Source organism: Plectonema radiosum NIES-515 (genome assembly GCF_025753815.1).
Taxonomy (GTDB): domain Bacteria; phylum Cyanobacteriota; class Cyanobacteriia; order Cyanobacteriales; family Nostocaceae; genus Hassallia; species Hassallia radiosum_A.
Genome location: NZ_JAOWRF010000191.1, coordinates 26,956 through 48,957 on the forward strand (window position 1 = coordinate 26,956; position 22,002 = coordinate 48,957).

Annotated in this window: 21 protein-coding genes; 11 read left to right on the plus strand and 10 right to left on the minus strand. The window is 41.2% G+C overall.

All coding sequences use genetic code 11. The features are described 5' to 3' along the window. Positions 1-68 precede the first annotated feature (68 nt). Complete coding sequence (locus OGM63_RS12645) at positions 69-389, minus strand: slr1957 family protein (RefSeq protein WP_263745923.1); 321 nt, start codon at positions 387-389, stop codon at positions 69-71. Positions 390-1,209: 820 nt separating this feature from the next. On the opposite strand from OGM63_RS12645, the gene OGM63_RS12650 reads away from it, so the two are divergent. Together OGM63_RS12650 and OGM63_RS12655 are read left to right on the plus strand one after the other, a co-directional pair. Next, positions 1,210-1,743 (plus strand): pentapeptide repeat-containing protein, encoded by a 534-nt coding sequence (locus OGM63_RS12650; protein ID WP_263745924.1) that lies wholly within the window; start codon positions 1,210-1,212, stop codon positions 1,741-1,743. Continuing rightward, a complete protein-coding gene (locus tag OGM63_RS12655; RefSeq protein ID WP_263745925.1) occupies positions 1,731-2,879 on the plus strand; it encodes a 5-(carboxyamino)imidazole ribonucleotide synthase in 1,149 nt (382 codons plus the stop codon). Before OGM63_RS12650 ends, OGM63_RS12655 begins: the two co-directional genes overlap by 13 nt. Before the next feature lie 83 nt (positions 2,880-2,962). On the opposite strand, the gene OGM63_RS12660 is transcribed toward OGM63_RS12655, so the two are convergent. From OGM63_RS12660 to OGM63_RS12670, 3 genes are all read right to left on the minus strand, one after another. Then, complete coding sequence (locus OGM63_RS12660; protein WP_263745926.1) at positions 2,963-5,380, minus strand: phosphoketolase family protein; 2,418 nt, start codon at positions 5,378-5,380, stop codon at positions 2,963-2,965. A 518-nt stretch (positions 5,381-5,898) separates the two neighbouring features. Then, complete coding sequence (locus OGM63_RS12665) at positions 5,899-6,309, minus strand: hypothetical protein (RefSeq protein ID WP_263745927.1); 411 nt, start codon at positions 6,307-6,309, stop codon at positions 5,899-5,901. Between the two features lie 38 nt (positions 6,310-6,347). Beyond that, positions 6,348-6,707: a papain fold toxin domain-containing protein gene (locus OGM63_RS12670; protein ID WP_263745928.1), complete on the minus strand. Its 360-nt coding sequence runs from the start codon at positions 6,705-6,707 to the stop codon at positions 6,348-6,350. A gap of 245 nt (positions 6,708-6,952) precedes the next feature. Between OGM63_RS12670 and arsM the strand changes: the two genes are divergently transcribed. Beyond that, the gene (arsM, locus tag OGM63_RS12675) at positions 6,953-7,921 is read left to right on the plus strand and encodes an arsenosugar biosynthesis arsenite methyltransferase ArsM (protein WP_263745929.1); all 969 of its coding nucleotides are present in this window, start codon (positions 6,953-6,955) and stop codon (positions 7,919-7,921) included. A gap of 53 nt (positions 7,922-7,974) precedes the next feature. Further along, positions 7,975-8,970, plus strand: coding sequence for an arsenosugar biosynthesis radical SAM (seleno)protein ArsS (gene arsS, locus OGM63_RS12680; protein WP_263745930.1), 996 nt, complete (start codon positions 7,975-7,977; stop codon positions 8,968-8,970). Between the two features lie 97 nt (positions 8,971-9,067). On the opposite strand, the gene OGM63_RS12685 is transcribed toward arsS, so the two are convergent. From OGM63_RS12685 to OGM63_RS12695, 3 genes are all read right to left on the minus strand, one after another. Next, positions 9,068-9,538 carry a hypothetical protein gene (locus tag OGM63_RS12685; protein WP_263745931.1) on the minus strand — a complete coding sequence of 157 codons (471 nt, stop codon included), beginning with the start codon at positions 9,536-9,538 and terminating at the stop codon, positions 9,068-9,070. A gap of 188 nt (positions 9,539-9,726) precedes the next feature. Then, positions 9,727-10,035, minus strand: a complete 309-nt coding sequence (locus OGM63_RS12690) for a helix-turn-helix domain-containing protein (RefSeq protein WP_263745932.1) — start codon at positions 10,033-10,035, stop codon at positions 9,727-9,729. Next, positions 10,032-10,373, minus strand: coding sequence for a type II toxin-antitoxin system RelE/ParE family toxin (locus OGM63_RS12695; protein WP_263745933.1), 342 nt, complete (start codon positions 10,371-10,373; stop codon positions 10,032-10,034). The genes OGM63_RS12690 and OGM63_RS12695 overlap by 4 nt, the downstream gene beginning before the upstream one ends. Positions 10,374-10,550: 177 nt before the next feature. On the opposite strand from OGM63_RS12695, the gene OGM63_RS12700 reads away from it, so the two are divergent. Continuing rightward, on the plus strand, positions 10,551-11,555 hold the full coding sequence (locus OGM63_RS12700) for a zinc-dependent alcohol dehydrogenase family protein (protein WP_263745934.1): 1,005 nt from the start codon (positions 10,551-10,553) through the stop codon (positions 11,553-11,555). Between the two features lie 108 nt (positions 11,556-11,663). On the opposite strand, the gene OGM63_RS12705 is transcribed toward OGM63_RS12700, so the two are convergent. Next, positions 11,664-12,554: a phytanoyl-CoA dioxygenase family protein gene (locus OGM63_RS12705; RefSeq protein WP_263745935.1), complete on the minus strand. Its 891-nt coding sequence runs from the start codon at positions 12,552-12,554 to the stop codon at positions 11,664-11,666. A gap of 475 nt (positions 12,555-13,029) precedes the next feature. Between OGM63_RS12705 and OGM63_RS12710 the strand changes: the two genes are divergently transcribed. After that, a complete protein-coding gene (locus tag OGM63_RS12710) occupies positions 13,030-13,206 on the plus strand; it encodes a Sec-independent protein translocase subunit TatA/TatB (protein ID WP_263745936.1) in 177 nt (58 codons plus the stop codon). A 51-nt stretch (positions 13,207-13,257) separates the two neighbouring features. Here the strand turns inward: OGM63_RS12710 and cphA are convergent, their stop codons facing one another. Further along, positions 13,258-15,960 carry a cyanophycin synthetase gene (gene cphA / locus OGM63_RS12715; protein WP_263745937.1) on the minus strand — a complete coding sequence of 901 codons (2,703 nt, stop codon included), beginning with the start codon at positions 15,958-15,960 and terminating at the stop codon, positions 13,258-13,260. A gap of 182 nt (positions 15,961-16,142) precedes the next feature. Then, on the minus strand, positions 16,143-17,006 hold the full coding sequence (locus tag OGM63_RS12720; RefSeq protein ID WP_263745938.1) for a cyanophycinase: 864 nt from the start codon (positions 17,004-17,006) through the stop codon (positions 16,143-16,145). A 657-nt stretch (positions 17,007-17,663) separates the two neighbouring features. Between OGM63_RS12720 and trmD the strand changes: the two genes are divergently transcribed. The 5 genes from trmD to OGM63_RS12745 all read left to right on the plus strand — a co-directional run bounded on the left by trmD (position 17,664) and on the right by OGM63_RS12745 (position 21,949). Beyond that, positions 17,664-18,344, plus strand: a complete 681-nt coding sequence (gene trmD / locus OGM63_RS12725; RefSeq protein ID WP_263745939.1) for a tRNA (guanosine(37)-N1)-methyltransferase TrmD — start codon at positions 17,664-17,666, stop codon at positions 18,342-18,344. A 155-nt stretch (positions 18,345-18,499) separates the two neighbouring features. After that, positions 18,500-18,979, plus strand: coding sequence for a 2-C-methyl-D-erythritol 2,4-cyclodiphosphate synthase (gene ispF / locus OGM63_RS12730; protein WP_263745940.1), 480 nt, complete (start codon positions 18,500-18,502; stop codon positions 18,977-18,979). A gap of 82 nt (positions 18,980-19,061) precedes the next feature. Then, positions 19,062-19,532 carry a hypothetical protein gene (locus tag OGM63_RS12735; RefSeq protein WP_263745941.1) on the plus strand — a complete coding sequence of 157 codons (471 nt, stop codon included), beginning with the start codon at positions 19,062-19,064 and terminating at the stop codon, positions 19,530-19,532. 3 nt (positions 19,533-19,535) lie between these two features. Beyond that, a complete protein-coding gene (locus OGM63_RS12740; protein WP_263745942.1) occupies positions 19,536-20,141 on the plus strand; it encodes a PIN domain-containing protein in 606 nt (201 codons plus the stop codon). Between the two features lie 20 nt (positions 20,142-20,161). Beyond that, on the plus strand, positions 20,162-21,949 hold the full coding sequence (locus OGM63_RS12745) for an ABC transporter substrate-binding protein (protein WP_263745944.1): 1,788 nt from the start codon (positions 20,162-20,164) through the stop codon (positions 21,947-21,949). The last annotated feature ends 53 nt before the right edge of the window (positions 21,950-22,002 follow it).

Sequence of the window (22,002 nt, forward strand, 5' to 3'; positions counted from 1 at the left end):
AATCTGCAATTCGAGACTCTTCAAGTCAAGTTGCGTTGATGGATGAGCGAATCTCCTGAACCGACTCACTAAATATCTTCAACTTCCAGTTGAGCCATCGTTACCGCATCAAAAGCAAACGCCAAAACTAATGGCATTGGGCATTTTAATAAATAACTTGAAACTACGGCAGCGATTGTTGTCACTACTGCTGAGATCGACAACCATCTTTCCTCGCAGGTTAATCCCTTTTCTGCTTTAATCACATTCAAAACTTTAGCAGGGATTGGTTCGGGCATTACCGCTGTTGGTGGAAAAGCCCAGAAATTATTACGCCGTTCAACAAATAAATCTGTCCAGCCATTTTCTTGACACCATTCTTCGATCCATTCAATTGAGTAATGTTTCATAATCAAAGTTGGGAATTTGGACTTAGGAAATTTATGTAGAAGTTAAATATTAGCTACTTGAGTGTTTCTGCTCTGCCCACCAATCGCCCTGTCAATGAACGATTCTTTTTAATGGTTAAGCATGTGAAACATTTATTATATAAAGCTCAAACTAACCTTTTATTAATTACAAGACTAACAGTAATCTATAGCCTCTTGGCGTTAAAAGATAATAAACTTTACTTAAACAGCTAATATATAAAGAATTGTAAATGAACGTGTGAATATTTGCTTCGATTTCCAAAAATATATAGTCATTTGATATCAAGGATAACAAACTTTTAAAAGATATTTATAAATAAAGAATTGTAAATAAAGCAGTGTTGCTAACCCTTGGTTGTGAAAAGCTATAACCCTTTGCTAGTAAGACTTACACCAGAAAATCTTCGCATTTTAGGGTTACTGTGTAAAACCTTGCGCTTGTCTAATTGTGCAGCAGATGAACAATATACCTCTTGCAAAAGTCCTTCCTTTCCGTTCTTCTTTGCGCCTTTGTGCCTTTGCGTGAGACAAAAAATTATTTATCCAAGAGGTCTAATATTTATTTAGCAAAGGCTTGATTATTATCATCGGTATTTGGTAATAACTTCCACACATCATAGTTTGCTGCTATCAACCTTAACAAACTGTTACAAGTTGCCTTTGTCAAGACCGAAACCTAAAAGTTAACGAATAAAACACCAGGGACTTGCGGTAAGCTAAAACTTGAACCGTGGCGATCGCACAATAGACCGGTCTATTGTGCGATCGCGCTCTGAGAACACACAACCAGCAAGCGAATATGTTTTTGCAGCAAAAGTTAGCGTTAACGAATACCCCGTCTTTAAAGACGGGGTTTATCCCTATTATCTTGATGATTGTATTTTGCTTGAACTGGGCAACACCAGCACTCGCAGACTGGACTCATCCATTGTCATTTAGCAATGCACAATTGACAAAACGGGATTTTTCCGGGCAAAGTTTGCAAGCGGCTGAATTTTCTAACGCAAATATGGAACTAACTAACTTTGCTGGTGCTGACTTGCGGGGAGCAGTAATGAGTGCAAGCACGATGACACAAGCAAATCTACATCAAGCAGACTTAAGCAATGCACTCGTCGATCAGGTAAACTTAACAGGGGCTGATTTGAGCGATGCCAATTTAACAGAAGCTCTTTTGCTTCGCTCTATCTTTACTAATGTAAATATCAAAGGTGCAGATTTTAGCGATGCGATTTTGGATAAAGTGCAAATCAAAGAACTGTGTACAAAAGCCAGCGGTGTAAATTCCCAAACTGGCATAGAAACTCGTGATTCTTTAGGATGTCAACTTTGAAGCGGGTTGGTGTGATTGGTGGTGGACAACTTGCCTGGATGATGGGAGACGCAGCCCAAAAGCTAGGATTAGAATTGGTGGTGCAGACTCCTAACAAACAAGATCCGGCTGTAGCGATCGCATCTGATACAGTTTTCGCGAAAATTGATGATGCCACAGCCACCGCTGTTTTAGCAAGATTATGCGATATTATCACCTTTGAAAACGAATTTGTTGACTTAGACGCTTTATCAATCCTGGCACATCAAGGCGTTTGCTTCCGCCCTAGGTTAGAAGCTTTAACTCCCCTTTTAGATAAATATCATCAACGCTGCTATTTACGCGACTTGGGTTTACCTGTACCGGAATTTTTCGCCGTCGAGCATCAAGATCACGAAAAATTTGCATCTAAGTTGGGTTTTCCCTTAGTTCTCAAATCCCGACGTCACGGTTATGACGGTCAAGGTACTTTCATTATTAAAGATTTTGCTAGTTTACAACCCAAGTTAGATTATGATATCACAGAAAGTGCATTTTTAATAGAAGAATTTGTCCCTTTTGAACGAGAGCTAGCGATAATTGGAGCGCGTTCTGTTGATGGGGAAGTTGTAACCTACCCAGTGGTGGAAACTCAGCAAGAAGAACAAGTATGTCGTCGGGTAATTGCCCCGGCAGAGATTACACCAAAACTTGCAGCAGAAATAGAAGCGATCGCTCACACTATATTAAATAGCCTGCAAGTAGTAGGTGTTTTTGGGATTGAGCTATTTCTCACCGCAGATGGAAAAGTGCTGGTAAATGAAATTGCTCCAAGAACGCACAATTCTGGGCATTTTTCCCTTGATGCTTGCGAAACCTCGCAATTTGAGCAACATTTAAGAGCGGTGTGTGGTATGACTTTGGGTAATCCGGTTTTGCGCTGCGGTGGTGCTGTAATGGTTAATCTTTTGGGATATGAAGATTCTCTCTTCGACTACCAAAAAAAGCGATCGCACTTGTTGCAGATTCCCAGAGCGCACTTGCACTGGTATGGGAAAACTGAATCGCGTTTGGGGCGGAAATTAGGACACGTCACGGTTTTGCTAGATAATCAAAATGAAGCAATGAATGTCGCTCACACCATAGAATCTATCTGGTATCCAAATACTGCTAATTGATGGTTGGTGTTCTTATTTCAGTATTCCCCAAATCATGAAGGCGATCGCTATTTCATTTTAAGCACTCTTCGTCCTTACTAAATTTAACTTCCCTCATGACCGACATCAGTGTTCTCACCTGAGTCCTGCCATTTCCAGTGGCGAATTTCTGGCATATCATCGCCATGTTCGTTAATGTAAAGCTTATGTGAAATCAACTTGTCGTGCATCATCTGCTTGACATAAGCAGCTTTATACCCTAATTTTGGCACTCTGTCAATCACATCATCCACTAAACTAAAGCGGTCTAATTCGTTAAGAACAACCATATCAAACGGTGTGGTAGTCGTTCCTTCCTCTTTATAACCGCGCACATGAAAGTTATTATGGTTAGTGCGACGATAAGTGAGGCGATGAATTAACCAAGGGTAGGCATGAAAGGCGAAAATTACAGGTTTGTCAGTCGTAAAGAGACTATCAAAATCTTTATCGCTCAATCCGTGGGGATGCTCGCTTTGTGGTTGTAGTGTCATCAAGTCTACCACATTGACCACGCGCACCTTCAAGTCAGGGAAGTTCTGGCGGAGAATATCTACTGCCGCTAAAGTTTCCAGCGTCGGGACGTCTCCCGCACAACCCATCACCACATCCGGTTCAAAGCCTTTGTCATTGCTTGCCCATTCCCAAATCCCGATGCCTTTGCTACAATGTTTAATTGCAGCTTCCATATCAAGATACTGCAACGCGGGTTGCTTGCCAGCGACGATGACGTTGACATAGTTGCGGCTTCGCAAACAGTGGTCTGTGACAGATAGCAGCGTATTGGCATCGGGTGGCAAATAAACCCGAATGACTTCAGATTTTTTGTTGACTACATGATCGATAAAACCTGGGTCTTGGTGAGAAAAGCCGTTGTGGTCTTGTCGCCAAACGTGGGAAGTTAGGAGATAGTTGAGAGAAGCGATCGCTCGGCGCCAAGGAATATGACGAGTAGTTTTCAACCATTTTGCGTGTTGGTTGAACATCGAGTCAATTATGTGGATAAACGCTTCATAGCAAGAGAAGAAGCCGTGACGACCGGTGAGGAGATATCCTTCTAACCAACCTTGACAAGTATGTTCGCTGAGGATTTCCATCACTCGTCCATCGGGGGAGAGCTTTTCGTCTTCTGGGAGTATTTCGGCATCCCAAGCTCGTTGTGTAACTTCAAATACAGCGTCCAGCCGATTCGATTGAGTTTCGTCTGGTCCAACAATCCGAAAGTTGCGCTGTTGGGAGTTGAGTTTCATGACATCCCGCAGGAATTTACCCATTACCTTGGTAGCTTCGGCAACAACTGCACCCGGTTTGTCAACTTCAACAGCGTAATTTTTCAAGTCAGGCATTTTCAGGTCACGCAGCAAAATACCACCGTTAGCGTGGGGATTGTCTCCCATGCGACGCTGTTTTTTCGGGGCGAGTTCGGCGAGTTCGGGAATTAGTGTACCATTAATATCGAAGAGTTCTTCTGGTTTGTAACTTCGCATCCACTCTTCCAGGAGTTTGAGGTGTGCTGGTTTGGTAGCGATTTCTCCAAAAGGAACTTGATGCGATCGCCAAAAATCTTCTGTTTTTTTGCCGTCAACCTCTTTTGGTCCAGTCCAACCTTTAGGAGTTCTCAGAATAATCATTGGAAAACGCGATCGCTCTGTAAAGCCATTACTCCGAGCATCTTCTTGAATCTCTTTGATTTCCTGAATTACAGTATCTAGGGTTGCCGCCATCAATTGATGTACAATTTCTGGGTCGGAACCTTCGACAAAGTAAGGTTTATAGCCGTAACCGACAAATAAACTTTCTAACTCTTCATGGCTGATTCGTGCTAGCACTGTTGGGTTAGCAATTTTGTAACCGTTCAGGTGTAAAATCGGCAGTACAGCACCATCATGCACCGGATTGAGAAATTTGTTCGAGTGCCAACTAGCTGCTAAAGGTCCAGTTTCTGCTTCACCATCACCGATAACGCAAGCAACAATCAAGTCAGGATTATCAAAAGCTGCACCGTAAGCGTGAGATAAAGAATAGCCGAGTTCACCACCTTCATGAATCGAACCGGGAGTTTCTGGTGCAACGTGACTGGGAATACCACCAGGAAAAGAAAACTGTTTGAAGAGCTTTTTCATCCCCTCGGCATCTGGGGAAATATTCGGGTAATATTCGCTGTAAGTCCCTTCCAGATAAGTGTTAGCGACCAATCCCGGACCACCGTGACCAGGACCTGCAATATAAATTGTGTTCAGGTCATTCTTTTTGATAACTCGGTTGAGGTGAACGTAAATAAAGTTAAGACCCGGAGTTGTCCCCCAATGACCCAGAAGTCTGGGTTTGACATGTTCTTGCTTCAGCGGTTCAGTGAGTAGTGGATTGTCTAATAAATAGATTTGTCCAACTGAAAGATAGTTCGCTGCACACCAATAAGCGTTGATTTTACGCAATTCTTCATCAGTTAAAGGCTTTGATTGGGTCGGGGTCGCTAATATCATACCGAACTCCATTACAAGAGGATTTTGACTAACCTACAAGTATGCAAGTTTAGTTAACTTGAAAATGATAGTCATCTTACTTATGACCAGTCTTTTCTTTACCTAAAAAATGTGCAGTTATAACCGTTACTGCTAGTCGGTTATTTGATCGAATCTCAAAGAAATATCGAAAAATAAAGATTAATAACCTTTATGATAGGATATCAAACATGGATATTATTTAATAGACATCTCCGAAAAAGAATGTAGAGACGCGAAATTTCGCGTCTCTACAAGGGTTCTGGATAACGCATATTGAATTTTTGGAGATGTATAATGGTTAAAAGTTAAATCTTGTTTAACATAAGCGTAAGAATTAATTATGCTTAATTAAAATATTTCTTTTACTAGATGCTTTATATACGGATAGCAAATCATACTAACTTGACATTGTATTATCTGTTTAATCTGGAAAAACGTAGATGCAGATTACTTTGTTGCCAAACATTCCTTTACTGTCAAATAAACATCTGACCGCATTAAACTGCGTCTTCTTGCTGAAGGTTGGATTCATCATTCAAGCTTCTTAATACAATTTTGTTCGCGTTAACTATCATTTTATCAACTCTATGAGATTCTAGATTTTTATCCCGCGCCAAAAAATCATCAAGTAACTTAAAGAAACTTTCAAATCCTTCCTTTTCATTAACACAGTAGAGCATAATAATTTTTGCCCAAGAATTAGAAGTTGAGACATGATACTTTTGTTGTAACCAAGGTTGAAACTCACGATAAAAATCCATCTCATCCTCAGTTGATTCAATCTTTAATTCTCTTAAAGCAGTTTTATAACCTACTAAAAACATAAAAAGGTCGCTAACTGAAGCACGTCCTATATACATACCTGGTTTCGCCTTAATTTTTTGCAAAATATCAAACAATCTACTCATATTACTTATTTCACTTTGTTCTAAGTTACTAATTTATTTTACAACTCATTCAAATAGTCAATCAAAAACTCTTCACTGGGACATTGAAAATCATTTAACCAATCCTCTGTAGGCAATCCTTCCGTTGAGAGATTATCAAAGACTCTTTCTTTAACCTCTACCCCGTAATGAATCCCATTGAGTGTAATTGAATCGATTATTCCCTGACTTTCTAAGCGTGTACTAATTATATAATCTTCACCATATGCAGTTTGAATTTTAATAATTCTGCCCTCAATACCATTTTCTGCCAACCATTGCATCACAGCTTGAGCACATTCGTAGCATTTAAGGATTCTAAAGTTGGCAACTATCTTACCGACTTCTTGATAAATGTCATCATCCGATAATTGACTCATCTCACCACAAATATAAAATACAGCAGATTTCAGATAAATGATATATCAAACCCAAAAGCTTGTAGAGACGTAGCAGTTCTACGTCTCTACGCGTATTCGATTAGAACGCAGTCTGCTGTAATATAGAAAAAGTGCGATCGCTTGCCTTTAATGTATTTCAAAACACAATACTCAGCAAAAATTAATCTTACATAAAGTTAGTTGTATTACTATTCACAAAGCGAACCCTAAACTTCACAACGACAATGACCTATTTAGAAGCAGCAGCGCAATTCTACAGCGAAGTCGCACAAACACCCCAAGTTGGACTTTGTTGTGTCCAAAGTTCATCCTTGCAATTGCCAGGATTGCATATTCCCTTGCAAATGCAGGAAATGAACTATGGTTGCGGCACCACCGTTCACACTACTGAACTTGCAAACCAACCTACAGTCTTGTATGTTGGGGTTGGTGGTGGGTTAGAAGCGTTGCAATTTGCTTATTTTTCTCGTCGTCAAAGTGCTGTAATTGCAGTCGATCCGGTTGCTGCGATGCGTGAAGCTGCTAGACGCAATTTAAAAATTGCCGCAAAAGAAAACTCTTGGTTTGATACTAGCTTTGTAGAAATTCGTGAAGGGGATGCTTTCAACTTACCAGTTGATGATGCTTCTGTCGATGTCGTCGCGCAAAATTGCCTTTTTAATATCTTTGAACCAGAAGATTTAACTCGTGCTTTAAAAGAAGCATATCGGGTATTAAAACCAGGTGGACGCTTGCAAATGAGTGACCCCATCGCTACTTCTCCAATTCCCCTTCATTTACAACAAGATGAACGGTTACGAGCGATGTGTTTATCAGGCGCACTCACTTATGAAGAGTATACTCAACGTATCATCAATGCTGGCTTTGGTCAAGTGGAAATTCGTGCCCGTCGTCCTTATCGTCTTTTAGATTCTCAAACTTACAATTTAGAAGATAATTTACTTTTAGAAAGTCTCGATTCTGTCTCTTTTAAAGTTATCATTCCCGAAGATGGTGCTTGTATTTTTACAGGCAAAACAGCAATTTATGCGGGGACACAAGAAATTTTTGATGATAATGCCGGACATATTCTTCAACGTGGAGTTCCAGCAGCAGTGTGCGATAAAACAGCCGCGAAACTTAATAAATCAATGCCACGAGAGATAATAATCACTGATTCTACATGGTATTATGATGGCGGCGGTTGTTGTTAAAGTAGGGGTCAAAAAATGGCTTAATTTTCGCAATTTTAATAAAGTCTTAGCCAATGCAAACCAAATTAACAATAACACCTTTCAAAGAAAAACTAAGTTATCCCTTGACAAAAAAGGGAATTAATGTATTGCAAATAAACTTGGGTAAGCGCTGCAACCTCGCTTGTACGCACTGTCATGTGGAAGCGGGACCCAAACGCACAGAAGAACTTACCCCGGAAATTTGCGAACAGTTAATAGAAGTAATTCACAGATTCCCCGAAATTAAAATTGTTGACTTGACAGGTGGTGCCCCTGAGATGAATTATGGATTTAAGCTACTAGTAGAAGCTGCAAAAGCAACGGGGAAACAGGTAATTGTCCGGTCTAATTTGACAATTTTCTTTGAAGATGGTTTTGGTGATTTACCAGAATATTTTGCGAAACATCAAGTGAGAGTTGTTGCTTCTCTGCCTTGCTATTTAGCAGATAATGTTGATAAAATGCGGGGTCTTGGTGTTTTTGATGATTCAATTCTTGCTGTGCAATGGCTGAATAAAGTCGGTTATGGAAAAGAGCCAGATTTAATTTTAGATTTGGTGTATAATCCCCAATTACCTACAACCGAAAATTTCTCCTTAACTCCCGAACAGAGTCAGTTGGAAAAGGATTATAAAATGTTCTTGCAAGAACATTTTGGCATTGCGTTTAACAACCTATTCACAATCACAAATATCCCAGTAGGTCGAACTAAAATGCATTTAGAACGTAAGAAGCTTTACGCACCCTATTTGCAGTTTTTAGAGTCGCATTTTAATGGTAGTACAATTGAAAATTTGATGTGTCGTGATGAACTTTCAATTGACTATTTAGGTAATGTCTATGATTGTGACTTTAATCAGATGATGAATCTACCTGCGAAAACTCGCGATCGCGAAACCTTGACAGTTGCTAAGTTGCTAGAAGCTGGGAGTTTAGACTTAATTGATGAGGTACAAACTGCTGCTTATTGCTATGGTTGCACCGCTGGATGTGGTTCGAGTTGTGGTGGTGCTTTGGTGTTAGAGTAACTTCGTTACAAAAACTGTAACAAGCGCGTTGCTTTTGGTCACATAAGTTTAATATGAGATGAGTTAAATTCCTCACACCACACCGAAGCTGCGAAAGTCAATATTTCGCGGCTTTTTCATAAAACTTTTGCAATTTGGTTTTGTAAGCAGACAACGAACAAACACGTCGGATCATCTTTTTGCTAGCCTCACTATCCGCTTCCACTAAAAAATACTGAAACTTGTAGTCTATAGCGGTAGTGTAGGTTTTCCAATTTGAGTTACCGATAACAACACCATTTTTGCAAGATTTTGTGTAAGCGCGACGCTTTCTTCCCCCTATGCGGTAATCGAACTGTACTGCTTTTGTCATCGGTAAATTCTGATAAAATCCATCTTCATTATTAATGGACTCGTCTATCTGTATATCAATGATTTCGACGCTTGCATCATTCAAAACTAAAACTTCACCATCGTTTGTCTTCCCTAGTGTAGTCCACTTATCAAATGGAGATTCTTCCCCAACAGCTATTGTTGTCGAAAAAAGAGAAAGAGAAACGATTGAATTAATTAATAATAGTTTCTTCATGTGTTTATTTTTCAATAACTCTGAGAGTAGACACTGGGTTATTTTTGTGAGTTCCCACTGTTTTTTTGGCTCAAAGATAACGCAAGTCAGTTAATGTGATTATTAGTAGAAGTGTCTACAGTAAGCGCAATAGCCCTCAGTTCAATAAAAAAGCACCCGTGTATAAAGCTTATAAGGGTGCTTTAGTTTTAATTTTGGCGATCGCTCATTGCATCTACTAATTCAAGACGTACTCGCTTACCAATAATTTTTGCTGCACGATCAATAGTGTCTAAGGTTACGGATGCGTTGTTTGGATCTAAAAGTCTATCAAGAGATGACCTGCTAGTTTTCATCTGTTTGGCCATTTCTGACTTTGTTAGTTTTTTCTCTTCCATCGCATGTTTAATTTGCCAAGCTATAACTCGCTTGATGGCAATCAAATTAATCTCTTCAAGTATGCCTTCTTCTTCTAGAAAATCATCAAAAGACGAACCAATATATAAGTTTTTGTTCATCCTTTTACCTCTAATTTCCGCTCCTTCGCTAAATTCAACTCTTGTTTAGGAGTTTTTTGAGATTTTTTAATAAATCCATGAAGTAAAATCATCTCACCTTCATGGATACAAAATAGCACACGGGCTATACCTTGAGGTAAATTTGTACGGACTTCAAAAAGTCCATCACCCATTGGACGACAAATCGGCATTCCAATTGGAAAACCAAATTCCACTGTTTTAATGTCCGCACCGATTAACCGACGTTCTTCTCGGTCTAAGTTTTTTAACCAATCACGAACTGGTTCCTTACCATTTTCATTTTGATAGAACTTTGCTGGAATTCGTTTCTCTGTCATATATCAAATCTGTTTAAATTAGTCAGACCTGATATTATTACTAACGTACCATAATAGGTACATTTAGTCAACACTGAATTTTTTCATATCTTTTAGGTGAATTCAATTACTTTCTTTCTACAGAGTTACGCTAAAGTTGCTTTAAAAGCGTGCATCTAGCTTGCGGAGGAACAAATCGTGAAAGCAGTCTTAATGACAGCACCTGGTAATCCCGAAGTTCTGCAAATGCAGTCTATAGCAAAACCTGCCGTCCCCCCAGGAGAAAGGGAACTTCTGGTACGCTTGGTAGCAGCCGGCGTTAACCCGATTGATACAAAACTTCGCAAACGCGGCACTTTTTACCCAGATAATATGCCTGCCATTTTAGGATGTGATGGTGCAGGTGTGGTTGAAGCTGTCGGTGCGGCAGTTCAGCGTTTTCGCGTAGGGGATGAGGTATATTTTTGCAATGGTGGTTTGGGCGCACATCCAGGCAATTATGCAGAATATACTGTTGTCGATGAGCGATTTGTTGCCCGGAAACCTGATAAAGCATCCTTTGCAGAAGCTGCTGCTGCACCTTTGGTCTTAATTACAGCCTGGGAAGCGTTGTATGAACGAGGACGACTGCAACCTGGGGAAAAAGTTTTGATTCATGCGGGTGCTGGTGGTGTTGGACATGTAGCAATTCAACTAGCGAAACTGAAGGGTGCTGATGTCTGCACAACTGTTAGTTCTCAGGAAAAAGCTGATTTTGTGAAACAATTAGGTGCTGACGAAGTAATTTTTTACCAACAAACCGACTTTGTCCAAGCTGTTTTAAATTGGACAAATGGTGAAGGTGTAGATTTAGCTTTTGATACTGTGGGTGGAGAAACTTTTCACAAAACCTTTCCCGCAGTGCGGGTATATGGGGATATTGTGACGATTTTGGAACCTGATGCAAATACTGTTTGGAAAGCTGCACGACTGCGTAATCTTCGCATTGGTTTTGAATTAATGTTGACACCAATGTTGCAAGGTATAGTGGAAGCACAAAAGCATCACGCAGAGATTTTAGAACAGTGTGCTACTTGGATTGATGAGGGCAAGTTGAAAATTCATGTTAGTCAAACTTGGACTTTAGAAAAAGCGGTGAAAGCTCATCAATTATTAGAAAGTGGGTCTGTGACAGGTAAAATTGTTTTGCTGATTAGTGATTAGGTTTGGATAAATTATTTTTTAAACGCACTCGTAGCCCAGAAAAATTACTTTGTGTAAAGACGTTCCACCGGAACGTCTCTACTGGATATGCTGTAATTCCTAAAGTATTTAAACTTGATTATGTTCTAACCATAAAACAGGAAATACAGATGGATCGCGGAAATCTGGTTCACCATTAGGCAATTTTCGACATAATAACTCATCAATGATATGAATCTGTTTTCCTTGATGATTCCAAAAAGGTTGATAAAAATTGCTTTCATCTTGTAGATGTACTGCAATTGCCAAACGAAAGGAGTTGCTGTAGTTGGGGTAGCTTCCATGAATTGTCCAACAGTGATGAAAGCTGATTTGACCTTTTTTTAATGCGATCGCTACTTTGATAATTTCTCGTTTTTGCTGAGAAAATTGCTTTTCGATATCTTCTAAGTTGTGGTTATTAAAAAAGCGTGTATTTTCGATATCTGACCATTTATGACTTTTGTCTAGCACAACCAAAGATCCATTCAACTCGTCGCAGTCATGAAAGGGAATCCAAGCGGTGAGTAGTTTGTGTGAACTGCAAGTAGACCAATAAGCGCGATCACTATGCCAACCAACGGCAGTTTTACCATTTTTGTCTTGAGGTGGTTTGTAAACGAGTTGGTCGTCTAATAGTCGAATTTGCTTAGTTTTGGCTAATCGTGAAGCGATCGCACCGATGATTGGTTGCAATGCCAAAAAGCGCAATTGCTTGTTTTGCAAAGAAACAAATTCGTTATTACGAATAACATCGTATCCATCTTTAGGCTGCCAATCGCTATAACCACTGCTGATAGTAAGTAGTGTATCTCGCTCTCCCCGATAGTATCTTTCACTACCTTGAATTGCCTCATCAATAATATCCTCAGCAAGCACTTTTTGAGAGATATACCACCCGTGTTCCTCATAAAAAGCAACATCTTCATCTGTTGGTAAAAGCGCTAACTGCTCCTGGTTTAGATGTTGGGAATCATCCATAATATTATTTGCGGAAAATTGACCATTAACCATTCAGTCAAAATTTTGTTCATTCACTATATTGAAACAGTCTTCAGTAGTATCACTACGTCTTTTAAATCTATTCATGCAGTGATGTCTGATGGGTTTTTACTTAAAATACAAGCATTTCTCTTGACATTACTCTTAAAAAAGCATTTGTCGAATGAGCTAAATTTAATACTTTAATCTGATTCCATACTTGTACTTTTGATTGAGTCAAAGTAGTGGTTGGCAATACTTTAGAGTGCGCGATCGCATTCAATACTATAGCGGTTCTCATTTGAATCACATACATGTTCAAAAAATAAATGTAGAGACGTAGCACAGAATAGTCTCTACACCGCGTATAGCACACAACCGAGAAGCGCTATATATTTGTATTAAGTAACCCGTAACGCCGGGTTACTTAATAATACGTCTATAGTTAATAAAGAAGAGTTGACGGGAGAAACGTATGTTTGGACTGGGATGGACGGAAGTGGCTGTAATCGCTATAGTTGCTATTTTAATTTTTGGACCAAAAAAAATTCCGGAACTAGGAAGCGCACTGGGCAAAACCCTCAGGGGGTTTAAAGATGAAATGAAAAATCCCAGTGACGAAACCAGTCCGGAAGAAGATGTCAAAAGTTAGGAGTTAGGAGTCAAAAGTTAGGAGTTAGGAGTTAGGAGTTATGAGTTTTGTTCATAACAGCTTATTTAAAACAGAATATGTCACCCCAATTTGGGAATCTACAGGATTAGTTGTAGTATTTGGTTGATGCAACTCCTCTTTAACTAGACCGCGCAGTTTAATTAACTTAATAGCGCGACTGACACTTTCTGGTAAGATCACCACCAGACTGTTATCCGGAGCCGTATCTAAAGCTTTATTAATTGCTTGGGTTTCGTCCATAACGACTTCATGACGGCAATTAGGCTTAACTTGGTTGATGCCTTGGGTAATTAAACTTGCAGCTGAACCTCGTGGACGCCCCCTTGTGTCATCATCTTCTTTGACGATGATGTAGTCGAAAATATCTGCTGCCAGTTTACCTAAAGTAACAAAGTCTTCGTCACGGCGATCGCCTGGTCCACCAACTACACCAATTCTTTGTCCTGTATTCCAGTTGCGGACAAATGAACCCACAGCTTCATAACTAGCCGGGTTATGGGCATAATCTACCAAAGCGTGGTGATTCCCCAAATTAAACAAATTCATTCGTCCCGGTGTTTGACTCACCGAAGCACGAAAGGTTTTCAACCCAGCACGAATCTGTTCAATTGTCACATTTTGCACAAAAGCCGCCAAACAAGCTGCTAAAGCATTAGCAATCATAAACGGTGCACGTCCGCCCATTGTCAAAGGTATATTTTCTGCCCTTTCGATGCGGTGCGTCCAATCGCCTTTGACTATTGACAAATAGCCATTTTCATACACTGCTGCGACTCCACCCTTTTGGATGTGCTTTCGCACCAGATCCGAATCGGGATTCATGGTGAAGTAAGCAATATTCGCTTTGGTTTTTTCTGCCATTGCCGCAACTCGCACATCATCGGCGTTGAGTACTGCATAGCCATCAGGATACACAGATTCGGCTACCACACTCTTAAGATTAGCCAATTGGTCGATAGTATCAATATCGCCTATGCCTAAATGATCGGCGGCAACATTTAATACCACACCTACATTTGCCGCTTCAAAACCCAATCCAGAGCGCAGAAGACCGCCACGAGCCGTTTCCAGCACTGCTATTTCTACAGTTGCGTCTTGCAAAATTAACTGAGCGCTTTGGGGACCTGTATTGTCTCCCGTTTCCACTAAATAATCACCGATGTAAGTTCCATCAGTTGTTGTATAACCTACAACTTTATTTGTTTGCTTGCAAATGTGTGCTAGCAGCCGAGTAGTGGTGGTTTTGCCGTTCGTACCCGTCACAGTGAGGATGGGAATGCTGCTGGATTGGTCGTTGGGAAACAACATATCCATCACCGCGCCGGCAACGTTGCGGGGAATGCCAACGCTGGGGGCAACGTGCATCCGGAAACCAGGAGCCGCGTTAACTTCAACAATCACGCCATCAACTTCCCGCAAGGGACGGCTAATATCGGTGGTGACAACATCAAGTCCGGCAATATCCAAACCGATAATTTTGACTATTCGTTGTGCTAGCCAAACGGTTTCTGGGTGAATTTCGTCGGTACGGTCTACGGCAATACCACCTGTACTTAGGTTAGCAGTTGCCCGTAGATAACACATTTCACCTTTATTTGGCACGCTATTGAGAGTGTGGCCTTGCCTTTCTAGCAGCTGATAACTGGTGCGGTCTAGTTCAATTTTTGTCAGGACATTATCATGTCCTTCACCGCGATTTGGGTCTTGATTGGTTTCGTCAATTAGTTCGGCTACGGTGGATCTGCCATTACCAACTACATGAGCGGGCACGCGTTCAGCTACTGCTACTACTTTGCCATCTATCACCAGTACTCTATGGTCGCGCCCGACATAATAGCGCTCAACAATGATTGAGCGAGAAACTTGTCTTGCCGCATCGTAGGCAGCTTCAGCTTCTTCTCTGGTGCGGATATCAATAGTGATCCCGCGTCCATGATTGCCATCTAGAGGCTTGATGACGATGGGAAAGCCGCCAACATTTTCAATCGCTTCTTCCAAATCGTCCAAGAAGTTGATTACCGTCCCTCTGGGAACTGGCACGCCCGACGCAGCTAAGATGCGTTTGGTGGCTTCTTTGTCACCAGCGAGTTCTACCCCCAGAATGCTGGTATTATCGGTCATTGTGGCTTGCATCCGCTTTTGGTTGGCGCCGTAGCCCAGCTGAATCAAAAAGCGTGCCGGCAGAGACATCCAAGGAATCCCTCTTTTTTCGGCTTCTTTGACAATTGCTTCTGTTGAGGGTCCTAAGGAAGCATCGCGCCACAATTCTTTTAAGTCTTGTAAGTCTTGGTCTAATTCGGCTTTAGGATAGCGACCTCGATCAACTATGCTTTGGCACAACCGCACGGCTGCGCGGGAAGCATAGCGTCCGGCTTCTTCATTCAGGTATTCAATTACTACCTGGTAAACCCCAGGTGTCGCGGTTTCGCGAGTCCGACCAAAACCTACCTGCATTCCGGATAATTCCTGGAGTTCTAAGGCTACGTGTTCGACGATGTGACCCATCATTGTGCCTTCGCGAACCCGTAACAAAAAGCCACCACGACAGCCAGGGGAGCAATAATGACCCTCCAAACTTGGCAGTGCCTCAACTAATCCTTCATAGAAGCCAGGAATTTCATTCGAGGGCGCAAGGGCGAGATTTTCCAAGTCGAGACGCATGACTATGAGCTTGTGGCGTCGAATGCTCCAGTAATTGGGGCCGCGTAATGTCTGGATCTTGAGGATTCTCATGGGAATAGGTAGATGGAGATTCGGAACCTTAATTCTAGTTTCTTACTAGTTTCATACTGGAATTGACCGCTAAACTGTTCATCACAAACAGTTTTTTCTTTTTACATGGTACTGTTGACATCTTTCTCCAGCTAGCGATAAGTTAGCGGTCAACACAGTGTAACCTCAGATACTCTATTCCGTCAGCTGGAAATACGGTGTACAGCGGGTAGGACGGTGCGTTGGTAGAGGTGGAAGCGATCGCCATGACTGAGGATATGTAGTCGCAAATTATGCACCGTTAGCGGTTCTGAGGCTCCAACATGGGGTTCGTTGGTGTGTGTCACTTCTGTGGGATCGACAATTGTCACACTGCCTTTGCCCATAGCTTGCAGCCAACCATCCCTTTCAAACATGGCACAAGTATCTTCATCAATGCCAATGCCCAGGCGATCGGGATGTGCGGCGATCGCACTAATTAACCTTCCCATCCGATTGCGATTGTGAAAGTGTTGATCGACAATCACCTCAGGAATAAATCCCAAACCTGTTGCCATATCAACTAGAGAACGTTTTGGTGTCTCACCACTACCACCGCCAGCAATCATATGATGCCCCATCACTGCTGCTCCTGCCGAAGTACCTGCCAGAGTTAGCTGCCCTGCCCTCACTCGTTGCCTGATAATTTCCATCGCTGGCGTATCCGCCAACACACCACAAAGGCGCAATTGATCGCCTCCTGTCAAAAACACCCCGCTACAGGCTTCTAACGATGCTTTTGTTTCAGCGCTTTCACACTGATCGCGTTCCCGAATGTCTAATATCTCAACCTTTTTAGCACCCATTTCTTCAAAAATCCGGGTATACCGACCACCAATGATGGCAGGTTCGCGGGAGGCTGATGGAATTATTGTAATATAGCCATTGCTAGCACCGGCACGTCCAAAAAAAGTTCTGAGGATTTCACGTCCATGAACTTTGTCTTCTGCGCCTCCGATAACCAGAACGGCGGTCTTAGTTACTTGAGGTGTCCTCATTTCCAGCGATTTAGCTTTTAATTGCGGCATTGTGTTTCTCCTGTCAACAACTTCGGGTGAATAAAACAAGGTTCAGTAGTTGTAATCATGTTCCCGCTTCGTTTCAAAGGAGGACACTTCAACAAACGCTCTGGTAAAGGCTTTTGTGTGAAACTTTGCTCTGTTGCTTGACGTGCTTGACGTGCTTGACACGCGCTGAAGGTATGGAGAAAATTTATGCTTCCTTCAGCAGGTGTCGTACTTCAACGAGCTTGAATGTCTCTTGCCGTTCCGAGAGCGCAAAGAAGAGCGTTTTTCACCTGTCCTAATTTTCCAGACTGGCAAAATACTGCTTGGGGAAAGCAGGTCGAGCGCACACTTTTTTCTGAGGCTGGCTTGATGCATCCTGGAAGTTGTTAACTTGCTTCGATTATTAATTTAAATGTAGTTGTCACAATATTTAAACATAAATTAAGTAATTAGAAAAACTTTTGCTGTGTAGAAAATCCAATCTTGTCTGGTACTTTTAGATACTATTGATGAAGCTCCATAAGTCTTGTACGCGATATCAGTCGTCCAAGGGGTAAGGGGCAAGGAGGGGTAAATAATAAAAAAACTTTCTTTCCCTTTACCCTTTACCCTTTACCCTTTCCCCCTCTTTTCCCAGACATGCCAATTTAAGATTAGTGTCCTTGAATACGAATTACTGTGCGCTTTGATATAGTTACGCTATTTCCTGACTCGTTTATTTCTGTTCTCAGTTCTGGGCTGCTGGGTAAAGCCTTAGCCAAAAAAATTGCCGAAATTAATTTGGTTAATCCACGAGACTTTACCACCGACAAGCACCGAAAGGTGGATGATGAACCATATGGCGGTGGAGTGGGAATGCTCATGAAGCCAGAACCCATTTTTAAGGCTGTGGAGTCGCTGCCGATTTTACCTCGCAGAGAGGTTATTTTGATGAGTCCTCAAGGTCAAACAATTAATCAACCACTGTTGCGAGAACTGGCAACAAATTATGACCAGTTAATTGTCATCTGCGGACATTATGAAGGAGTTGATGAGCGAGTGCTGCATTTAGTTACCCGCGAGGTTTCTTTGGGTGATTTTGTTCTCACCGGCGGAGAAATTCCCGCAATGGCTTTGATTAACGGGGTGATGCGGCTACTTCCGGGAACTGTCGGTAAAGCCGAGTCTTTACAATCAGAAAGTTTTGAGCAAGGATTATTAGACTATCCTCAGTATACCCGTCCAGCAAATTTTCGCGGCTGGAAAGTACCTGATGTGCTACTTAGCGGTAATCATGCAGCGATCGCGAAATGGCGTTATGAACAACAAATCAAAAGAACACGCTTACGTCGTCCCGATTTATTGAATTCGGGGGAGTAGGGGAGTAGGGGAGTGGGGGCAGGGGGCAGGGGGAAAATATTTCTTCTTTCTTACCATGAGTCCTTTACCCTTTTCCATAAGTCCCTTTCCCCCTCAACAAAATTGCCCCATGCCCCATGCCCAATGCCCCATGCCCATTACCCAACAACTAACAAATGACTAATATTCGTATTGGTAACGGTTATGATATTCATCGACTGGTAAGCGATCGCCCTTTGATTTTAGGAGGTGTTAAGATTCCTCACGAAGTTGGGTTGTTGGGGCACAGTGATGCTGATGTTTTGACACACGCGATTATGGACGCGATGTTGGGTGCTTTGTCTTTGGGGGATATTGGACATTATTTCCCACCACACGATCCTCAATGGGCAGGGGCTGATAGTTTAATGTTATTAGCTCAAGTAGATAAACTGATACGCGATCGCGGTTGGCAAATTGGCAATATTGATTCGGTAGTAGTCGCAGAACGTCCAAAATTAAAACCACATATTGAGAAAATGCGTGACAAAGTAGCAGGTGTTTTGCATCTTTCACCGAATCAAGTTGGTATCAAAGCCACCACTAATGAAAAATTAGGTCCGGTGGGACGCGAAGAAGGTATTTGTGCTTATGCTGTTGTTTTGCTCTTTTGCTGAGTAACTTTGTTTAATAGTAATTAGGATGGAATTATTAGGCGATCGCACACAACCAACCTAAACTTGTTAGGAAATAAGAGCAATGTTAGCTATCAACTTAGAACCAGAAGTAGACCGTCCTGATTTTGTGGCATTAGACAAAGAAGGAAAAATTCTTCTCATAGCCGAAGTAAAAGGTAATCCATTCGATTCCAATAGAGAAAAGACAAAAGAAAATGCTATCTGGCAAATTATTGAGTTTTTGCAAGCTGAAAAATTCCTAATTCCCTTTGCTATGTTTGTTGACTCAGACAACCTTCTCATTTTTAGATGGGATGGCAATAATTTATCAGAACCAATCATCTGCTTTAACACTGCCGATGTGCTGAGTCATTACGAGCCAAAATTCCGTAGTAAACAAATATTTAAACTTTACCTAATAACCTTAACAGAGGCTTGGTTGCGTGATTTAGCTTATCATTGGTACTCAGAAATACCGCCTTTTACAAAAGAGATGACAGATATTGGTTTATTACAACTATTAAAAGACGGAACTACTCAAGCATATTATTGATTAATGGTGATACTTTACGTTGAAACTAATTTTTTGATGGGTATTGCTAAAGGTCAAGATTCCCAAGCAGAAAATTTTCTGCAAAATACGCCCATATTAGTTCGTCTAACAATGCCAAGCATTTGTTATGTAGAAGCTCTGACTACATTAGAGCAAGAAGATAAATACAGTCTAGATTTTATCCGCAGATTAGATATCCAAATCAATGAAGCAGAACGAGATAAAACTTCACAAAATGCAAAATTGCTGCGTTCTTTGCTAGACCAATCTAAAGTTAGTTTTGTGGAGCGCACAAATGATATTAAGGAACGATTTTACATAGCATTTAATCAGCTTTCAAGCCAAGCAGAAATCATTACATTAAATCCGGCGATGTTTCAAGAAAGCTTGGAAAGAAATATTCTTCAAAAACATCTGATAGACAAATTAATTTTAGAGTGTATAATTCACCATGCCCGCTTACATTTTAGTGAAACAAAAGTATTTTTAAGTAGCAACTCCAAAGAATTTGGGAAACGGGAAGTTGTAGAAATATTACAAAATACTGGTATTCAGTATTTTAACAAAACTCAAAACTTCCTTGGTTGGCTACAATCTCAATTACTTTAGCAAAAGCAAATATTCAAATTATGAAATTTCCTAGTCTTTTTCCCACAATTAGACGTTCTTGGTTACTCGTAATTCTGATGATTGCAGCCCTGACAGTTACTGCCTGTAACCCGGCTAATTTCAGAACCGCAGCAGCTCAGGTGCCGCAACTTGTCAGCGCTGCGTTGGGTGAGCCTTCAACTTTTAACCCAGCGCTGAATGAGTCGGCATATAGCGTTTTTGGTTTTATTTTTGACTCATTGATTTCGCTAAACCCTCTCACCACTAAGCTAGAACCTGCTTTAGCTGAATCTTGGCAAGTTACTGATAATGGACAGCGGATTGTAATTACCCTACGACCAGGACTTAAGTGGTCAGATGGTCAACCAATGACGGCTGATGATATTCTTTTTACCTACAACGATGTTTACCTCAACCCAAAGATCCCTGCACCCAGCAAAGATGCTTTGAAAATTGGTGAAAGCGGCAAATTGCCAACAGTAAAAAAACTCGACGATCGCCGAGTAGAATTTAGAGTACCAGAACCGTTTGCTCCTTTTTTGAACTTGGTAGGTGGAATAGAAATTTTACCTGCTCATATTCTCCAAAAATCTACCCAAACCAAGGGTTCTGATGGCAATCTCCAGTTTCTCTCAATGTGGACGACAGGAACCAATCTCAAAGAAATTGTCGGTAACGGTCCCTATGTAATGGAAAGCTATACTCCTAGTCAGCGGGTGATTTTTAAGCGCAATCCATACTATTGGCGCAAAGATGCTCAAGGTAATCCTCAACCTTATATTGAGCGAATTGTTTACCAAATTATTGAATCTACTGATAACCAGTTAATTAGTTTTCGTTCTGGGCAACTTGATGATTTGGAAGTTGCTCCAGAAGGATTTAGTTTGCTGAAGCAAGAGGAAAAACGAGCGAAGTTTCAAATATATAATGGTGGACCAGATACAGGTACAACTTTTATTTCTTTCAACCTCAGTAAAGCTAAAAATTCAAAGGGTCAGCCTTTTGTAGATCCAATCAAATCTCGCTGGTTTAATAAAAAAGAATTTAGGCAAGCTATCGCTTATGCTCTTGACCGCGAAACAATGAAGACAAACGCTTTTCGGGGATTGGGTGTATTGCAAAATTCTTTTGTTTATGTAAAAAGTCCTTTTTATTTACCACCAGAAAAAGGGTTAAAGGTCTACAATCACGATCCTTTAAAAGCGAAAAAATTACTTTTACAAGCTGGATTTAAATATAATTCGGCAAATCAATTAGTGGATGCTGACGGAAATCAAGTACGATTTACTTTGCTAACTAATGCTGAAAGGAAAGTTAGAGGAGATATGGCAGCGCAAATTAGACGCGATTTGGCTAGCCTAGGCATTAGAGTTGATTTGCAAATCCTCAGTTTCAACGCTTATTTAGATAAACTGAAAGTCGCTCAAAATTGGGATTGTTACCTTGGTGGTTTTGCTGGAGGGGGAATTGAACCTCATGGTGCAAGTAATATCTGGAGGCTTAACGGTGCATCCCACGCATTTAATATTGCTCCACAACCGGGAAGATCGAAAATAACTGGTTGGGAAGCTGCTGACTGGGAAAAGGAAATTGATCGCCTTTATATTAAGGGAGCGCAAGAAGTTGATGAAAACAAGCGCAAAGAATATTATTACGAATATCAGCGGATTGCTTCAGAACAATTGCCGTTTATTCATTTGGTGGAACGGTTGAATCTAGAAGCAGTACGCGATCGCTTCTCTGGTGTGAAGTACACTGCTCTTGGTGGTCCATTCTGGAACCTCTACGAATTGAAAGTTACTAATTAGGGAATGGGGAATGGGGAGTGGGGAATGGGGAGTGGGGATGGGGGGATGGGGAG

Excerpts from the sequence above, each read along its gene's own strand:
- OGM63_RS12670 (WP_263745928.1), bottom strand. The coding sequence starts at position 6,707 with ATGAGTCAATTATCGGATGATGACATTTATCAAGAAGTCGGTAAGATA.
- OGM63_RS12650 (WP_263745924.1), top strand. The coding sequence starts at position 1,210 with ATGTTTTTGCAGCAAAAGTTAGCGTTAACGAATACCCCGTCTTTAAAG.
- OGM63_RS12690 (WP_263745932.1), bottom strand. The coding sequence starts at position 10,035 with ATGAACAAAAACTTATATATTGGTTCGTCTTTTGATGATTTTCTAGAA.
- OGM63_RS12740 (WP_263745942.1), top strand. The coding sequence starts at position 19,536 with ATGGTGATACTTTACGTTGAAACTAATTTTTTGATGGGTATTGCTAAA.
- arsS (WP_263745930.1), top strand. The coding sequence starts at position 7,975 with ATGCAAACCAAATTAACAATAACACCTTTCAAAGAAAAACTAAGTTAT.
- OGM63_RS12665 (WP_263745927.1), bottom strand. The coding sequence starts at position 6,309 with ATGAGTAGATTGTTTGATATTTTGCAAAAAATTAAGGCGAAACCAGGT.
- OGM63_RS12695 (WP_263745933.1), bottom strand. The coding sequence starts at position 10,373 with ATGACAGAGAAACGAATTCCAGCAAAGTTCTATCAAAATGAAAATGGT.
- OGM63_RS12660 (WP_263745926.1), bottom strand. The coding sequence starts at position 5,380 with ATGATATTAGCGACCCCGACCCAATCAAAGCCTTTAACTGATGAAGAA.
- OGM63_RS12735 (WP_263745941.1), top strand. The coding sequence starts at position 19,062 with ATGTTAGCTATCAACTTAGAACCAGAAGTAGACCGTCCTGATTTTGTG.
- OGM63_RS12720 (WP_263745938.1), bottom strand. The coding sequence starts at position 17,006 with ATGCCGCAATTAAAAGCTAAATCGCTGGAAATGAGGACACCTCAAGTA.
- cphA (WP_263745937.1), bottom strand. The coding sequence starts at position 15,960 with ATGAGAATCCTCAAGATCCAGACATTACGCGGCCCCAATTACTGGAGC.
- OGM63_RS12745 (WP_263745944.1), top strand. The coding sequence starts at position 20,162 with ATGAAATTTCCTAGTCTTTTTCCCACAATTAGACGTTCTTGGTTACTC.
- OGM63_RS12710 (WP_263745936.1), top strand. The coding sequence starts at position 13,030 with ATGTTTGGACTGGGATGGACGGAAGTGGCTGTAATCGCTATAGTTGCT.
- arsM (WP_263745929.1), top strand. The coding sequence starts at position 6,953 with ATGACCTATTTAGAAGCAGCAGCGCAATTCTACAGCGAAGTCGCACAA.
- OGM63_RS12705 (WP_263745935.1), bottom strand. The coding sequence starts at position 12,554 with ATGGATGATTCCCAACATCTAAACCAGGAGCAGTTAGCGCTTTTACCA.
- OGM63_RS12685 (WP_263745931.1), bottom strand. The coding sequence starts at position 9,538 with ATGAAGAAACTATTATTAATTAATTCAATCGTTTCTCTTTCTCTTTTT.
- ispF (WP_263745940.1), top strand. The coding sequence starts at position 18,500 with ATGACTAATATTCGTATTGGTAACGGTTATGATATTCATCGACTGGTA.
- OGM63_RS12645 (WP_263745923.1), bottom strand. The coding sequence starts at position 389 with ATGAAACATTACTCAATTGAATGGATCGAAGAATGGTGTCAAGAAAAT.
- OGM63_RS12655 (WP_263745925.1), top strand. The coding sequence starts at position 1,731 with ATGTCAACTTTGAAGCGGGTTGGTGTGATTGGTGGTGGACAACTTGCC.